The organism is Enterococcus gallinarum NBRC 100675, from assembly GCF_001544275.1.
In the GTDB taxonomy this organism is placed as follows: Bacteria; Bacillota; Bacilli; order Lactobacillales; family Enterococcaceae; genus Enterococcus_D; species Enterococcus_D gallinarum.
In genome coordinates, this window is the sequence record NZ_BCQE01000001.1 from 171,301 (window position 1) to 186,817 (window position 15,517).

Annotated in this window: 17 protein-coding genes; 3 read left to right on the top strand and 14 right to left on the bottom strand. The window is 41.7% G+C overall.

Annotated features, from left to right (window positions below; all coding sequences use genetic code 11):
• Positions 1 to 25: 25 nt before the first annotated feature.
• Both EG2_RS00745 and EG2_RS00750 read left to right on the top strand, forming a co-directional pair.
• Complete coding sequence (locus tag EG2_RS00745) at positions 26 to 295, top strand: hypothetical protein (protein ID WP_060813096.1); 270 nt, start codon at positions 26 to 28, stop codon at positions 293 to 295.
• A 45-nt stretch (positions 296 to 340) separates the two neighbouring features.
• On the top strand, positions 341 to 1,171 hold the full coding sequence (locus EG2_RS00750) for an NUDIX domain-containing protein (RefSeq protein WP_060813097.1): 831 nt from the start codon (positions 341 to 343) through the stop codon (positions 1,169 to 1,171).
• Positions 1,172 to 1,369: 198 nt separating this feature from the next.
• Here the strand turns inward: EG2_RS00750 and EG2_RS00755 are convergent, their stop codons facing one another.
• Genes EG2_RS00755 through opp3b form a run of 5 tightly spaced genes read right to left on the bottom strand, consistent with a single transcriptional unit; the run spans position 1,370 to position 6,404 of the window.
• Positions 1,370 to 2,407 carry an RNA-guided endonuclease TnpB family protein gene (locus EG2_RS00755; protein WP_060813098.1) on the bottom strand — a complete coding sequence of 346 codons (1,038 nt, stop codon included), beginning with the start codon at positions 2,405 to 2,407 and terminating at the stop codon, positions 1,370 to 1,372.
• Between the two features lie 16 nt (positions 2,408 to 2,423).
• Positions 2,424 to 3,359: an ABC transporter ATP-binding protein gene (locus EG2_RS00760; RefSeq protein ID WP_060813099.1), complete on the bottom strand. Its 936-nt coding sequence runs from the start codon at positions 3,357 to 3,359 to the stop codon at positions 2,424 to 2,426.
• Between the two features lie 14 nt (positions 3,360 to 3,373).
• Positions 3,374 to 4,426 carry an ABC transporter ATP-binding protein gene (locus EG2_RS00765; RefSeq protein ID WP_218002386.1) on the bottom strand — a complete coding sequence of 351 codons (1,053 nt, stop codon included), beginning with the start codon at positions 4,424 to 4,426 and terminating at the stop codon, positions 3,374 to 3,376.
• Positions 4,426 to 5,463, bottom strand: coding sequence for an oligopeptide ABC transporter permease (gene opp3C, locus EG2_RS00770; RefSeq protein ID WP_003128579.1), 1,038 nt, complete (start codon positions 5,461 to 5,463; stop codon positions 4,426 to 4,428). The genes EG2_RS00765 and opp3C overlap by 1 nt, the downstream gene beginning before the upstream one ends.
• Positions 5,463 to 6,404 (bottom strand): oligopeptide ABC transporter permease, encoded by a 942-nt coding sequence (gene opp3b, locus EG2_RS00775; RefSeq protein ID WP_060813101.1) that lies wholly within the window; start codon positions 6,402 to 6,404, stop codon positions 5,463 to 5,465. Before opp3b ends, opp3C begins: the two co-directional genes overlap by 1 nt.
• 82 nt (positions 6,405 to 6,486) lie before the next feature.
• On the opposite strand from opp3b, the gene EG2_RS00780 reads away from it, so the two are divergent.
• Positions 6,487 to 6,822: a DUF3899 domain-containing protein gene (locus tag EG2_RS00780; protein WP_003128577.1), complete on the top strand. Its 336-nt coding sequence runs from the start codon at positions 6,487 to 6,489 to the stop codon at positions 6,820 to 6,822.
• 232 nt (positions 6,823 to 7,054) lie between these two features.
• Here the strand turns inward: EG2_RS00780 and EG2_RS00785 are convergent, their stop codons facing one another.
• From EG2_RS00785 to alr, 9 genes are all read right to left on the bottom strand, one after another.
• A complete protein-coding gene (locus tag EG2_RS00785; RefSeq protein ID WP_003128576.1) occupies positions 7,055 to 8,716 on the bottom strand; it encodes a peptide ABC transporter substrate-binding protein in 1,662 nt (553 codons plus the stop codon).
• A gap of 483 nt (positions 8,717 to 9,199) precedes the next feature.
• Positions 9,200 to 9,523, bottom strand: coding sequence for a hypothetical protein (locus EG2_RS00790; RefSeq protein WP_060813102.1), 324 nt, complete (start codon positions 9,521 to 9,523; stop codon positions 9,200 to 9,202).
• Positions 9,524 to 9,756: 233 nt separating this feature from the next.
• Positions 9,757 to 10,404: a pyroglutamyl-peptidase I gene (gene pcp / locus EG2_RS00795; protein WP_060813147.1), complete on the bottom strand. Its 648-nt coding sequence runs from the start codon at positions 10,402 to 10,404 to the stop codon at positions 9,757 to 9,759.
• Between the two features lie 30 nt (positions 10,405 to 10,434).
• Complete coding sequence (locus EG2_RS00800) at positions 10,435 to 11,355, bottom strand: DUF979 domain-containing protein (protein WP_060813103.1); 921 nt, start codon at positions 11,353 to 11,355, stop codon at positions 10,435 to 10,437.
• Positions 11,356 to 12,039, bottom strand: a complete 684-nt coding sequence (locus EG2_RS00805; protein WP_060813104.1) for a DUF969 domain-containing protein — start codon at positions 12,037 to 12,039, stop codon at positions 11,356 to 11,358.
• Positions 12,040 to 12,377: 338 nt separating this feature from the next.
• Positions 12,378 to 13,442 (bottom strand): 23S rRNA (adenine(2503)-C(2))-methyltransferase RlmN, encoded by a 1,065-nt coding sequence (gene rlmN, locus EG2_RS00815; protein WP_255210064.1) that lies wholly within the window; start codon positions 13,440 to 13,442, stop codon positions 12,378 to 12,380.
• 262 nt (positions 13,443 to 13,704) lie between these two features.
• Positions 13,705 to 14,004: a hypothetical protein gene (locus tag EG2_RS00820; protein WP_060813106.1), complete on the bottom strand. Its 300-nt coding sequence runs from the start codon at positions 14,002 to 14,004 to the stop codon at positions 13,705 to 13,707.
• Complete coding sequence (locus EG2_RS00825) at positions 14,001 to 14,372, bottom strand: type II toxin-antitoxin system PemK/MazF family toxin (protein ID WP_003128565.1); 372 nt, start codon at positions 14,370 to 14,372, stop codon at positions 14,001 to 14,003. The genes EG2_RS00820 and EG2_RS00825 overlap by 4 nt, the downstream gene beginning before the upstream one ends.
• A gap of 9 nt (positions 14,373 to 14,381) precedes the next feature.
• A complete protein-coding gene (gene alr / locus EG2_RS00830; RefSeq protein WP_060813107.1) occupies positions 14,382 to 15,503 on the bottom strand; it encodes an alanine racemase in 1,122 nt (373 codons plus the stop codon).
• Positions 15,504 to 15,517: the final 14 nt, after the last annotated feature.

Genomic DNA, 15,517 nt, shown 5'->3' on the forward strand with positions numbered 1-15,517 from the left:
ACGTTTGAAAGAGAGGGTTTTTCGCTTGAAAAAACAACAACAGCGCTTCATGATCTTAGCTGTTTTAACGATCATTCATTTGATTTTTTCTAGTTTTTATTTGTATTTTTACGGCTATTTCAATGGGGAAAATCTAGCTAGCTTCTTTGTGGTCATCACATCATTGCTTCGTTATGTGTTCCTGCTATGGATCGCTGTGTGGGGATATTTAGCCATGAAGCACACACAAAAAGCGGCATTCTTCTATTTAGCACTCTTTTTTATCAATTTGATTTTTCCCTATTTTTTTAACTAATCCATCATCATTATTATTTCATCATATCAGGAGTAGGAGACAGGAATGAAAGAATTCACCTCAAAAACAGCAGAAAAAGAGTATTATGAAAAAGAAGCTTCTGAAGCAGAATTTTTAACTTGGTATCGCAGTCAGGACCAGCCAAAATACGAGAAGCCTTCTGTGACAGTCGATATGGTCTTGATGTGTTACAACAAAGAAGAAGAAGAACTGAAGATTGCACTGATCCAGCGAAAAGGGCATCCCTTTCGAAATTCTTGGGCTTTACCGGGTGGTTTCGTCAATCCGAATGAGTCAACTGGTCAAAGTGTCATTCGCGAGACGCAAGAAGAGATCGGCGTAACCATCTCAAAGCAAAACATCGAACAACTCCATACCTTCAGCACACCAGGGCGAGATCCGCGGGGCTGGGTCATTACGGTCAGTTATCTCGCTTTTATCGGCGAAGAACCTTTGAGCGCTGGGGATGATGCCAATCAAGTCCGCTGGTTTTCATTAGAGAGAAAGGCGAACCAAATCTTTTTATCTAGTGGCGATGTTGAGATTATCTTGGACCTAGTCTCGGGACAATCTGTCGGTAAGGATACATTGGCTTTTGACCATAGCGCGATTATTTTGAAAGCATTTGAACGAGTGGCAAACAAAATGGAACACGAACCACAAGTACTGCTGGTTCTAGGCGAAAGCTTCACGATCACTGAAGCACGTAAAGTCTTCGCTAAATTTTTGGGGATCGATTTTAAATTGATTGACCATTCAAATTTCAAAAAAGCCATGCTTCAATATTTCACGGAAATCGGTGAAAAGCCCGTCGGTATTGGACGACCTTCGAAAATCTATGAATTGAATGCTGATGTGCTTGGCGACAAAATGTAGGCCGTGCAAAGAGGCTGCAACATAAGCAAACAAGAACCGAAACGATAGACGAATCACTTTCAGCTGGGCATAAAGCCAGCGTCTGTGGGTTTGTGTATCGTTTGGGTATTTTTTGTTTTGCCTGACGTCACAGCCTCTTCGCTGGTTAATCATAATTAGTGAGCAGAATTCCTAGAAACAAAAATCCGAAGATTTTTTCTATCCCCTAGGCGATCCCTGGCGCTCCTCCCAGTTTGTTTCACTTTCGATTACACGCAACATTTGCGTCATTTTTTGACAATCTTTGGCCGACAAAGAAATAAATCGGACTTCTTTGCCGTACCACTCTGCTTTGTACGTGATTTTACGAATAAACTGATGCCAGTCACTGACTGAAAAATTCCCTGTAGATCTACAAGTCTCATCGATCAGCCGTTCCAAAAAAATCGTATCGTATTGTTTGACCAGATGAAAGGTTACTTGATCGATGTATTCTTTTTTTTGATCACGATGCGCCCGATATAGCTGAGAAACTTTTCCTTTTTGTTTTTGATAATTACGAGCATGACTAAGCACCATTTTTTTTCGTTTGACAGCTTTTGCTTTCACATTTAGTTTTCGTTCTGCACGAGCCAGCTTTTGTTGCGATTTGATGGCATTGGCACTGATAAAGGGTAACTGTGCATTGGCCTCTACCAACACTTCTGGATGATAAACCAAGGCAATCTTTCGTTGGTTCTTCGGCAAAGGCTGAATTTCTTCGATGCAAAGAATCGAAATATAAAATTCAGTATTGTTTCTTGCAGAAATCGTCGCCGATTTAATCTGACCATTGATTGGCCGATGACGCTTGACTGCAACGAATGATTTCAATTTAGGCAATTTCAACTGATCATCGACCAAGTAGATCGTATGTTGTTGATTGTTTGTCGTATACGATTGCCAAACATTCTTTTTCGTCTTCAGTTTAGGAAAGCCTGCTCGCTTTTGAAAATAGTTGCGAAAAGCCCGTTCCAAATTGCGCTGGGCGTTGGCCAGTGCCAAACTGTCGGTCTCTTTTAAAAAAGGATACTCTTTTTTTAATTTTGCAGGTGTTAGTTTTTCTTTTTCTGCATTTGTAGTAAGTTCTTCCATCTTTGCTTTTAGCAATTGATTATAGGTGAAGCGTACGCAACCAAACGTTTGGATAAAGAACTGCTTTTGTTCCTCTGTAGGATAGATCCGAAATTTGTATGCTTTTAAAACACTCAGTTTCATCTCCTCCTAAACAGGTCTACCCCTTTTTTTGTGCCAATTTTTTCTGATACTGTGCCGCTTCTTCCTTCGTAGCATAAATAAAATGCCCTTCTGCGATTTCTTCCATGGCACGAGGTTTGTCATCTGTTGGTTCGCTGACGTATTTGATGCGCTTCCGTTCTCGTTCATGATCTGGGTCTGGCAGTGGAATCGCCGACAAGAGGCTCTCTGTGTATGGATGGACCCCATAATGATAGATTTCATCACTAGAGCCTACTTCCAAAAGTTTACCATTATGCATCACACCGATGCGATCGCTGATATGTTTGACCATTGACAGGTCATGGGCGATGAATAGATAAGTCAGCTTATGTTCTTGCTGCAAATCTTGCAGCAAATTGACGATTTGGGCCTGAATCGAAACATCCAGAGCCGAAATCGGTTCATCACAGATGATGAACTTGGGATCTACCGCTAGTGCTCGGGCAATCCCGATCCGTTGCCGCTGTCCTCCAGAAAATTCGTGGGGATAGCGAGTTCCATGACTTGGGTTTAAACCAACAGTTTTCAACAAATCATCTACGCGCTGGTTGCGTTCCTTTTCGTTTTTTACCAATCCGTTGATATCGATCCCTTCAGCAATGATATCGCGAACTTTCATTCGAGGATTCAATGATGCATACGGATCTTGGAAAACCATTTGTACTTCTCGACGGAAATCAGCTAAATCTTTTTTTTCTTTGATTTTCATGACATCTTGTCCATCAAACAAGATTTCTCCTGCCGTAGGATGATTCAGTCGAATGACCGTTCGGCCAGTCGTTGACTTCCCACTACCGGATTCTCCTACTAGTCCAAAGGTTTCTCCTTCATAAATCTGAAAGGAGATATCATCTACAGCCTTGACTTCGTCTTTGCGGCCGACATTAAAATATTGTTTTAAGTTCTTTACTTCAAGCAGCACTTTCTCCAATGGGTTCTCCTCCTTTATACAGATGCCTGTCTAGTTTTTTCTTGGAATTTTTTCCAACGAATCAAGATTTCATCCGGAGGGGTAACTTTAGGAGCTTGCGGAGCTAAAAGCCACGTAGCTGCTTTATGGGTCGGTGAAACATCAAAGAATGGTGGTTGCTGTTCGGCATCGATCTGCAAAGCAAACTCATTTCTAGGATAAAAAGCATCCCCAGTCGGCGGATCCAACAAATCTGGTGGTGAGCCAGGAATCGCATAAAGACGATCCCCCGTCCCCTCCAAGGTAGGCATGGAACCTAACAGCCCCCAAGTGTAAGGATGCTGTGGATTGTAGAATATTTCTTCTGCTGTTCCCACCTCTACGATTTTACCGCCATACATGACGGCTACCCGATCTGCCACATTTGCTACTACTCCTAAATCATGGGTAATAAAAATGATCGATGAATTGATTTTTTGCTGGATGTCTTTCAACAACTCAAGGATTTGGGCTTGAATCGTTACATCCAGTGCCGTAGTCGGCTCATCAGCAATCAGGATCTGTGGGTAACAGATCAATGCGATGGCAATGACGATCCGTTGCCGTTGTCCCCCTGAAAATTGATGCGGATAATTTTTCAAACGCTTCTCAGCATTCGGGATCCCTACCAGATTCAAAAGATCCAAGGCTTGTCGGAGCCCTTCTTTTTTACTAAGTTTGTTATGTTTCATCAAAGATTCGGCCACTTGTTTGCCGATGGGCATCGTCGGGTCCAGAGAAGTCATGGGATCTTGGAAGATCATCGCAATTTCTTTTCCGCGAATCTTTTGTAGTTCTTTCTCAGATTTCTTGAGAATATCCGTTCCATTGAATAGAATCTCTCCATTATCTACATTGGCGTTACTAGCTAATAATCCCATGATACTGCGGGTAGTTACTGATTTCCCACTACCGGATTCGCCAACAATCGCTAGTGTTTCGCCTTTATATAGTTCGAAACTGACATCGCGGATCGCTTGGACTTTCCCTGCAAAGGTATCAAAGGAGATCTCTAAATTTTTCACTTCTAACACTTTTTCCATAGCAATCACTCTTTCATTTTCGGATCAAAAGCATCACGGAGTCCGTCAGCAAGTAAGTTGAATCCGATCATAATGACCGACAACGTAACCGCCGGCACCCACATTTGGTAAGGCAAGAATAAAAAGGTCTTGTACCCGTCGCTCAGTAACATCCCTAGCGATGCTGAAGGCGGCTTTAAGCCCAAACCGATAAAGCTTAGGAAAGCCTCGAAGAAAATCGCTGATGGGATACTGAACATCATTTGGACAATAATCACACTCGAAATATTCGGCAAGATATGCTTCATCGCAATCTTCATACGGCTCTCACCTAATGTCGTAGCAGCTAGCACAAACTCTTGATCTTTTAATTTCATTGTTTGCGCGCGAACGATCCGAGCCATTGGAATCCAGTTAGTGATAGCCATCGCAGCTACGATCGAAAAGATTCCTGGTTTAAAGACCACCAGCATCAAAATCATCACCACTAGATTAGGAATCCCAGAAAGGATCTCTAAGAAACGTTGCATGATATTATCCACTCTTCCCCCTAATAAACCGGAAATCAATCCATAGGTCACGCCAAAGATGATATCTAGCAAAGCGGCAATAAAGGCAATCAATAGCGAGATTCTCGTTCCGACAAATAAACGGCTCAACAGATCCCGTCCTAGTCCATCGGTTCCTAGTAGATAGTAAGTGCCTTCTGGAACATTGGCAGCAGCATATTTATCAACCAATTCACCGCCAACCATTGCATACCCATTTAATCCAGGGAGATTGAGTCCGGGAATTTTGGGAGGCAGATTCGTGAACTTCACGTTTTGCGCAGTAGGGTCATGGGGAGAAACAAAGATCGTAATAATCGAGATTGCAATAATGATCAGCAATAGTACGATCGAAAATACAGCTGCTTTGTTTTTCTTCAAACGGCGCCATGAATCTTGGAAAAAGGTCAGCGATGGCGCAGCAATTGCTTCTCGTTCTTCTTTGGTATTTTTTTGTAACGGCTGAAATTTGGCTGCATCAATGGCAGCTACTTGATTGATTGTTTTCTCTTCCATTAGCCACGGCTCCCTTCTGACACACGGATACGCGGATCAACGATACCATACAAAATATCTACCACTAAAATCACAAATACTAACATGGCAGAGTACAAAATCGTGACTGCCATGATTGTTGGATAATCATTTGTCATGATTGATTTTACGAATTGTTCGCCAATCCCCGGAATCGCAAAAATATTCTCAACAACCAATGAACCCGTCATCAATCCAACGGCTAAAGGCCCTAACAAGGTAAGCAGCGGGATCAAACTGTTCCGCAAACCATGCTTGAAGGCGATCTCCCAGCGGCTCAGCCCTTTGGCACGAGCCAACTCAACGTAATCACTGTGGAGCACCTCGACCATCTCGGTTCGAATAAAGCGGGCAGAGTCTGCCAGTGGCGACATGGCTAATGCGATCGTTGGCAAAATCGTGCTTGCAAAAGTTTCCCATTTGGCGATTGGCAAGACACCTAATTTGATGGCAAAAATGTATTGCAGCAAAACGGCAAAGACAAAGTTCGGAATCGAACGTCCCAAGATCGCTACTAGCGTTGACGTTGTATCAACCCATGTATTTTGTTTCATAGCGGAGATCGTCCCTAAAATGATACCGAAAAAAGTCCCAAAAATAATTGCCTGCAGTCCCAATTGTAAAGAAGGACCAATCCGACCAGATAATAGATTCGCTACCGGTTGATTTTTGAATTGGAATGAAATCCCAAAGTCGCCTTTAACTAAATTCGTCAAGTACAGCCCATATTGAGTAATCATCGGTTTATCTAAACCTGCTTGTTCATTCAATAAGGCAATCTGTTCGGGACTCAGTTTTTCTGCATTGGTATAAGGTGTTCCTGGTAAAAATTGCATTAAGAAAAATGTGATCGTGGCAATCAACCATAAGGTCAATACCATATAGAATATCCGTTTCAATAAATATTTCAAAAAACCGTTCACGCGTCTTCCCCCTAGGTATTTTGACTTCTTATCAATAATTATGTAAATTAAGTAGTACGAATCATTAAAAAGGAGTCAACTTATGCGGATAAAAAAAAGTAGTGGGCTGATCGCCCTCATATGTACCCTTATTTCCATTAGCTGGTTGTTTTTCAAAAAGGAATTGACCCTGTCAACTATCTCGGATGCACTATTTCTTTGGGCTTTATTCTTCTTGATCATCGGCGGTTTTCTTTGGGTCTTTGCCTCTGGCTTCTTTGATCATTTCCAATATTCAATGAAAAAAGCTTTTTCCAAGAATAAAACCGATTACCTTAAACTCTCCGATGTTGGTAAACAAAGCTACGGCTTTTGGCTATGGCCAGGAATTTTTTTACTGCTACTTTCTTTGCTCTTTTTATTAATCAATACTCTTTAATTTAGTAACCTATCGTTTCGTGTCTTTTGTCGACTGCCTTTCTGCTTTAGAAAAAAAAGCCGGCTGAGACTGTATTCAAGAGAAGATTTCCATACGTGACAAATAGTGAAGCACTTGGCATTTTGGAGAAGCTGCTGCTTCTCCATTTTTGTTATGCCTGTTATTCCAGCTATTCATCGATAATCGTCATCTTGTATCCAGTTACTGTCCCAGCCGCTAGGCATTCAAGTGGTTATTCAATCGATGTCCACTTGTAATCGTATTGTGCGCCTGCTGCATGAGCAACGACACCTTTTACATTTGGTGCACGTAAATGAGCTTCTGCTTTTTGGTAAACTGGGATTACTCCTTGTTCACTCATGATTAGTTTTTCCGCATTGACTAAATCTTCCCAACGCTTTTCTGGGTCATTGACGTTAGTCGTACTTGCAGATTTAATCAAGGCATCATACTCTTCATTGCTCCATTGACCACGGTTATATGAGTTGCCAGTCGTGAATAGGTCTGTAAAACTGCTAGCATCTGCATAGTCAGCTCCCCAACCACCCATCAACATATCGAAGTCTCCAGCGTTGGAACGATCCAAACGAACAGAGAATGGAACGGGGCTTAACGTTACTGTTAAACCATCCAATGTTTTTTGCAATGTATCTTGTACGTATTCAATGATTTTCTTCGTAGAATCTGTATCAGAGGCTAAGATATCAAATTCAAGAGAATCGATTCCCAATTCTTCTTTAGCTTTTTCCCAATGCTCTTTGGCTTTGGCTTCATCATATTCTAAGACACTGCCTGCTGATTTAGTAAAATCAGTATTGTCGGATGGGCTAAAGGTCATGCCTTCTGGTACTAGTCCTGTCGAAGCAATTGAGCCGTCCCCTAAAATCGATGTCACTAAAGCGTCACGATCAATGGCATATGAAATTGCTTTACGTAAATTTTCATTGCGGAATGGTGATTTTTCATCGCGTTGATTGACTTCAAAATAATAGGTCGTTGCTTCTGGTTGAGAGACAAACGCTTCATCATTGGCCATTTGCTGTGCAAGTTCCCCTGTAAGAATGACATCATCAGCTTGACCATCTTGGAACAAGTTCAATGCAGTCGCTGATTCTTTAACAACACTCACATTGATGGTTTCTAATTTCACTGTATCTTTATCCCAATACTGATCATTCTTTTCGTATGCCCATTCGGTATCGGTTCCTGGCCCATCAAATCCGGTAAGAACAAAAGGTCCATTATAGACGGCATTGTCGCTAGTTGCCGCATATTGATCCCCGTGTTCTTCAACAACCGCTTGACTTTGTGGGAAGAAAGATGGGAATGCCAGCAAGTAGTCAAAGTAAGGAGTGGCCTTTTCTAGTGTGATCTCTAACTCATGATCGCCAACTGCTTTGATTCCTAATTCAGACGGATCTTTCTCTCCGGCTGTGATAGCTTCCGCATTTTTTACTGGTGCGTACAAGTAGGCATACTCTGAAGCCGTCTCAGGCTTGACTGTTCGTTGCCAACCATAGACATAATCAGCTGCTGTTACAGGTTCGCCATTTGACCATTTTGCATCATCACGCAATTTGATCTTATAAGTCAATCCATCTTCACTGACTTCTGCTTCTTCTGCTGCTCCAGCTGGCTGCGGTTTGCTGTCAGCGTCTAAGCGGTACAACCCCTCATATACATTATTTAGCGCACTGAAACTGATTGTATCTGTCGCAAGGGACAAATCGGCACTTGGCATTTCTTGTTGAACCACAACATTGAATACCTGTTCCGCATTACTTTCGCTGCTGGCAGCTGATCCGCTGCTTGAATTATTTGAACCACCTGTGGTACAGCCTGCTAAAACTAAGCCGCACACAGCAACCAATCCATATGCCCATTTATTTTTCATCCTGAACTACTCCTTAATTGATTTAATTTTCAGAATAATCGCTCTTTTCTGAAGTTAGATTAGATTTTAATTAATAATTATTAAAAAAGCAATCTTTTTTTGCAATTTTTAGCATTAAAAAACACGATAAAAGACAATAACTTTGAAGAATTTCTACTAAATATTCCTAAAAAACTAATAAATATGCTACTTTCATCTTCTTCTCATTTTTATTTTAAAGACCATTTTTTCTTTTAAAAAAAACAAAAAGAGTTGTGTCATAAGTTACAAAAAAACAAGTAAATATCCGAACAATCAATGAAAGACACCCACTTTACAGCCGTGTCTTGTCGCTAACCTTGATGATTCTTGCGACCTTCATTTTTGATCATTCGGATATCATTTGTTTCAACTTATGTTACAACTCTCGACTAGTTTTAAGAAACATCTTGGCCACTATAACTATCTGTGTCCGTTTTGACAAGCAATGTTCAACTAGAAGACTTAAGAAACTAGCCTTTCTCCACCAGCAGCAACAACTTCGTCTCGCAAAAAGGCAGTCAAACGCTCTCCTATTTGTTCATCTGGATGACGGGGATCAACTAAGCTGATCTCTTGCTGCCAGATAGTGTCGCTTTTTTGGAAGGCATTCACAAAGCCGACCAATTGCTCTCCTTCAATAGCTGCAATGACAACTTTATTCGGCTGCAGTAATTCTTCTGCTGTTCGCTGCTCTTTTTGATAGGTAGACGGATAAATTAGAACGGCTAAGTCGATCAGCTGATCACGTAAAATATAATTCTCTCTATCAAATTCAGTAATGATCATGATTTGCCCCCTTCGCATTTCGCGTGTTCCACTAGATGAATTCTATCAATAAATCGATAAAAAGACGAATAAATGACTTTCCGCGCTTCATACTTGCTCGTTACTTGAAATAAATAAGACCAGACAACATCGGCTTATTCTCGCAAGCAACCTATCCTCTTACAAGTTATATTCCTAGTTGTCTGATCTATCGTTAAATCAATTCATTTTAATCGACAATCTGTTCGTGCCGCTTAATGAATGGCGCCCCCGATTGCTTTGATGTCTTCTTTTTCTTGATAATCGACAATCGCACCGATTGCCGCTTCCAATCCTTTCGCAATATCTTGCAAGCTCATAGCCGGTTGACCAGGCTTGTCAACAACTTGCTCTGGAATAAATGGGACATGAATGAAGCCCCCTTTAAGCGTTGGGTATTTTGTATCGATCATGTATTGTACTTGATACATGATGTGGTTGCAGACAAATGTACCGGCAGTATTTGAAACAACAGCAGGAATCCCGGCTTCTTTCATCGCAGCTACCATTGCTTTGATCGGCAACTGACTGAAATAAGCAGGTTGGCCTTGAGGCTGGATGGCTTCATCTACTGGTTGATTGCCTTCGTTGTCTGGAATACGTGCATCATCGACATTGATCGCTACTCGCTCAGGTGAAATAGCAAAACGTCCGCCTGCTTGTCCAATATTCAAAACAACATCAGGTTGGATCTCTTCGATTTTAGCTTGTACAACTTCAGCTGATTTACCGAAAACAGTAGGAATCTCTAATTTAACTATCTTTGCTCCGTTGATTTCTTCTGGTAATAATTTAACAGCTTCCAACGCTGGGTTGATTGCTTCTCCGCCAAATGGATCAAATCCTGTGACTAAACATTTCATATTGATCATCCTTTCTATTCCTTTTTACCACTAAAATGCCCAAAAGTACATCAATCCGATATGGATCACAATTAGCAGCACGGCAATCGGTGCTTGGGTTTTGATTACTGCATTCGAATTTTTCATCTCGAGTAATGCGACGGGTAATGCATTGAAATTGGCTGCCATCGGTGTCAACAATGTTCCGCAAAAACCGACAGTCATCGCCAATGCTCCTGCTACAACGGGATCTCCCCCTTGAGCGATTACGAATGGGACACCGATTCCGGCAGTAATGACAGTAAATGCCGCAAAGCCATTTCCCATGATCATTGTAAATAAAACCATGCCTAAACAATAGGCAATCACACCAATCAAACGGTTGCCTTCGGGTACTACACCTGAAATACCATGGGAGATCACTTCTCCAACACCAGCAGCATTAAAAATCACGCCTAGAGCCGCTAGTAATTGTGGCAAGATACCAGCAGTACCGACTTGTTGGAACATACGATCGGAATCATCCAGCACTGTTTTTGGTTTAGCAGAGGTCAATATCATTGCTAAAATCAACGCCAAAACAGAAGCGATCCCGATCCCAACTTGTCCGCCTAAAGGTGTGTAGGAAATCGCAACTGCGATGACTGCTAGCGAGATACAAGGGATAAAAATCTTGCTGCCGATTCTTTCGGCGGCTTGTTCTGCTTTTTGTTCATCGACATCCACGATTTTACCAATTCGAACTTGCTTGAAGAACGTCAATACGCCCATACAAATAATGATGATCCCATCAATGATGTAAGGAATAAAGTTTCCGAAAGCAAAAACGATACCTAGTAAAAGCCAAAATGTTGCTGTACCCAGTCGTGTTGGATGGGTCGCATCTTTAAAGACTCGAACAGCAGTCATGATTGACAAGAGACCGATCAAAATATAAAAGAATTCTAAAATATTATTGATGATTGCTTCCATTTACTTTTCCTCCTTTTCGCCATATTTTTTAGATAATTTGCGGTCGAAAGCCAAATTTGAAAGGGTAGCAATGACTAAAACGATCAGCGCGATAGGGATTGAAGCCTGTGCAATTGCACTGGCGGCTACGTCATAACCCAATGATTTTAACGTTCCAGTGATCAATAAAACACCCGAAGCCGCCACAAACGTATTTTGGGCAAAAAAGTTCCCGTAGTTCTCATTAGCTGCCGCCCGAGCTTTGATTTTTTCCTGATCTGCTTCTTCTATTTCGCCATACTTGTTCTCCGCTGCGGCTTGCGCCATTGGGTTAACGATTGGACGAATAAATTGCGTGTGTCCTTGGATCCGAATCGAGAAGAAACCTGCTAGTTCTCGAATAAACAAATACAAACTTAAAAACTTGCCTGGGGTCAATCCTTTGATTTTTTCAATCAAAACAACGGCCTGTTGTTTCAATCCAAAGCGTTCTGAGATTCCTACCATTGGTAGTGTGAGTAGGAATAAGGTCACGAGACGATTGTCTACAAATGCCTTTCCTAACATTGATAAGAAATCAGTAAAATCTATCCCCGAAACTAATGCGGTTGCTAATCCTGCGATCAGAACAACGGCGATCGTGTCGAGTTTCAGCAAAAAGCCGACAAGAATTACCAAAATACCAATCAATTTGATCCATTCCATGGAATCATCCTTTCATCATGTGTGTTATTTTTATTTCTATCAATTCTTATAGTATAGACGATTTTTCAAGCCATGAGTATCGGAATTTTGAAAAAATTCAGAGAAACCGCTTTCCTTCGTTGTTATCCAAAACAGTTCTTTTCTGAAATAAAAAAATCAGCAAAAGCAGGAACCGCACCCGTCTTTGTCTCAGATCTGGCTTTTTCAGCTGTCTGTCAACAAAGAGTGCCGTTCACCTACTTTTCTGATTTTGAAAAAAACGGTACAGGAGACCGTTTTTTGATAGTGGTCTGTTCAATGAGCGACTTTCCCGCCTTCATGGTCAGACTTATTTGTTTCTAGGCAGTGACTTGCTTTTTCATCTGTTTGCTGCGCAACTGACCGCAAGCTGCATCGATATCCGTCCCGTGTTCTTTACGAATCACACAGTTGATACCATTTTTCTTCAAGATGTCATAAAATGCTAAAACATCTTCTTTCTTACTGCGAGCATACTGATCATGTTCACTGACAGGGTTGTAAGGAATCAAGTTCACATAAGAAAGCTTGCGTTTATTCTTGAGCAATTCGACCAATTGCCGCGCATGCTCTGGTCGATCATTGACATGATCCAGCATGATGTATTCAAACGTGATTCGCCGATTGGTTTTTTCCAAATAGTAGTCAATAGCTTCCATTAGTTTTTCAATCGGAAAACTGCGGTTGATCCGCATCATCGAAGTTCGTACTTCATTATTTGGAGCATGGAGTGAAATCGCAAGGTTCACTTGTAAGCCATTTTCAGCAAACTCTTTGATCTTATGAGCTAAGCCACTGGTTGAAACAGTGATATGGCGCGCACCAATCGCTAGTCCTTTCGGATCATTGATGATCTGCAGAAACTGCATGACGTTTTCGTAATTGTCAAAAGGCTCGCCGATTCCCATCACCACCACATGGGAGACACGTTCTCCAGCATTCAATTCATCGAAATAATGTTGCACCAGCATGATCTGAGCGACAATTTCTCCAGCAGTTAGGTCTCGTTGTTTTTTTAGCAGACCGCTCGCACAAAATGTGCAGCCGATATTACAGCCGACTTGTGTCGTCACACAGACTGACATACCATATTCCTGGCGCATTAAAACAGTCTCGATCATATGATTATCGGGTAACTGGAACAAATATTTGACTGTGCCGTCGCTTGCTTCTTGCAAGACGATTTGTTTCAAAGGATTGATCACAAACGATTCATTTAACTTAGATACCAATGATTTAGGCAAATTGGTCATTTCTTCAAATGTCGCTACTCGTTTCTCATATAACCATTCCCACACTTGATTCGTGCGGAATTTCTTTTCTTCTTGCTCAGTCATCCACAAAGATAATGACTCTTTGGTTAATCCATAAATTGAAGGTTTCACATTGCTTCCTCTTTTCAAAATAGTCGCTACATACTATAACTGAATTTTGCGTATAAAGCAACTCATCTCCGAGGCTTGTTGAAAGCAGAACTACGAATACAACACTCTGATCTCAGAATAAAAAAAAAGATACAAGACTGAACGATCTTGTTCTAGACACTGGGCTCTTTTTCCTAATTCATCGTTTCCGCTAAAACTTTCCCTGCTAATGCAAAAAACTTTCCTCACGTATCACATATAGTGAAGGAAAGTTTTTTTGTATTCACGTATTGAATTCAATGACTCTGCCATCTTTCGCGACTAATTCGCCACGTTGCGGTGGGCTTGTGTGCAGGTAAAGCTGCAATGGCATCTCCAGTGTCAATGTCTTTTCTCCTTGCTGAAAGACACCATAGTAACTTGCTTTTTCCTGATCTTCATATGTATGGCTCAATAAATAATACCCTTTTTCAACGTCTTCTTGTCCCTTTTTAGTTTCTCGTAAAAAGCGCCGCAGGTGTTGATAAGTATAAAATAAAAATAGTATCAGTGTTGCCGCTAATAACAAATACCCTAGCATCATGAATGAATCGACGACGTGGAATAAGCCGTCTCGACTCCCACGCTGATCATTAATGCCGCATCGACTTCACACATGATTGATTCATCTAGATGACAAACCTTCTCCTTTAGTCGACTTTTGTCGATTGTCCGAATCTGCTCCATCAAGATCACTGAATCTTTACCGATCCCTGTACAAGTCGCTGAGATCCCAATATGGGTCGGCAGTTTTGGCTTAGCCATTTTAGCCGTGATCGCGGCAATGATCACTGTTGGACTAAAATGATTGCCTAAATCATTTTGAATCACTAATACTGGCCGAATCCCTCCTTGCTCCGATCCAACGACCGGTGACAGATCGGCAAAATAAATGTCTCCCCTTTTTACCATAGGACCACCCTAACTTTTATATTCTCGCGGCACCCTTGCAGAAAGCGTGCATGCCACTTCATAATGAATCGTCTCTAATTGTTCCGCTACTTTTTGCATAGTGATGCACTGTCCGTTGTCTTCGCCGATCAATGTGACTTTTGTTCCCGCAGGAAATGACCGGGGTAAACGGATCATCAGCTGATCCATACATACACGACCAACGATTTCACAATACTCACCAGCTACCAATAAAGAAAATCCTTGCATTTTTCGCAACCAGCCGTCCGCATAACCAATCGGTACCGTCCCGATCCATTCTGCTTGCGGCGTGATATATGTTTCACCATAGCCAATTCCGGCTCCTTTTTCAAGTAATTTCACTTGGACCAGTTCAGAAACAAGAGACAAGGCTGGTTTCAATGGATATGTTTCTGGCAATGTCGTTCCTGAAGGATTCAATCCATACATCGCAATGCCATAGCGAACCATGTTCCCTACGGCTTCTGCGTGCCACAAAGCAGTAGCACTATTGCCGGCATGGACATACCTTGGCAATTCAGGCAGACAGGCCAATGCGGTTTGAAACCGTTGATTTTGTTCTTGCCAATACGTATCATCTGCTTGATCGGCTGTCGCAAAATGGGTGAAAATCCCTTCCCATGTGAACATAGACTGCTCTTGGAGCCATTTGACAGCCAAGAGTAACTCTTCATTAGAAATAAAGCCAATTCGCCCCATTCCTGTATCAACTTTCAAATGGACCTTCAGCGGATTGGTAACAGGATTTTTTTGCAAGAAAGCAGCCGCTTCTTGCAACCACTCGTTTGTGCTTACTGGAAATGAAAGATTGTAGTGGCTCAGCAAACCGATGTCTGCCACAGATACGATCCCCAACACCAATATTGGTTCACTGAATCCAGCTTCCCGCAACTCGATACCTTCATCGACTGTCGCAACACAAAAACCGGAAGCGCCCCCTTCTAGAGCTGCTGTTGCTGTCTCAATAGCCCCATGTCCGTAGCCATTTGCTTTGACCACAGCAAATAAATTCGTTGCCTTTGGCAAACGCGCCACTTCATTTTCAACATTTTCTTTGATTGCCTTTAAATCTATAATGGCTTTCGTTGGTCTATGGATTGAAACGACCATTCCACTTTCCTTCT

Bases quoted from the DNA above. Each gene is read 5' to 3' on its own strand.
- EG2_RS00820 (WP_060813106.1), bottom strand. From the start codon at position 14,004: ATGATGCTAGGGTATTTGTTATTAGCGGCAACACTGATACTATTTTTA.
- EG2_RS00785 (WP_003128576.1), bottom strand. From the start codon at position 8,716: ATGAAAAATAAATGGGCATATGGATTGGTTGCTGTGTGCGGCTTAGTT.
- EG2_RS00750 (WP_060813097.1), top strand. From the start codon at position 341: ATGAAAGAATTCACCTCAAAAACAGCAGAAAAAGAGTATTATGAAAAA.
- EG2_RS00780 (WP_003128577.1), top strand. From the start codon at position 6,487: ATGCGGATAAAAAAAAGTAGTGGGCTGATCGCCCTCATATGTACCCTT.
- EG2_RS00755 (WP_060813098.1), bottom strand. From the start codon at position 2,407: ATGAAACTGAGTGTTTTAAAAGCATACAAATTTCGGATCTATCCTACA.
- EG2_RS00825 (WP_003128565.1), bottom strand. From the start codon at position 14,372: ATGGTAAAAAGGGGAGACATTTATTTTGCCGATCTGTCACCGGTCGTT.
- pcp (WP_060813147.1), bottom strand. From the start codon at position 10,404: ATGAAATGTTTAGTCACAGGATTTGATCCATTTGGCGGAGAAGCAATC.
- opp3C (WP_003128579.1), bottom strand. From the start codon at position 5,463: ATGGAAGAGAAAACAATCAATCAAGTAGCTGCCATTGATGCAGCCAAA.
- EG2_RS00805 (WP_060813104.1), bottom strand. From the start codon at position 12,039: ATGGAATGGATCAAATTGATTGGTATTTTGGTAATTCTTGTCGGCTTT.
- EG2_RS00790 (WP_060813102.1), bottom strand. From the start codon at position 9,523: ATGATCATTACTGAATTTGATAGAGAGAATTATATTTTACGTGATCAG.
- alr (WP_060813107.1), bottom strand. From the start codon at position 15,503: ATGGTCGTTTCAATCCATAGACCAACGAAAGCCATTATAGATTTAAAG.
- EG2_RS00800 (WP_060813103.1), bottom strand. From the start codon at position 11,355: ATGGAAGCAATCATCAATAATATTTTAGAATTCTTTTATATTTTGATC.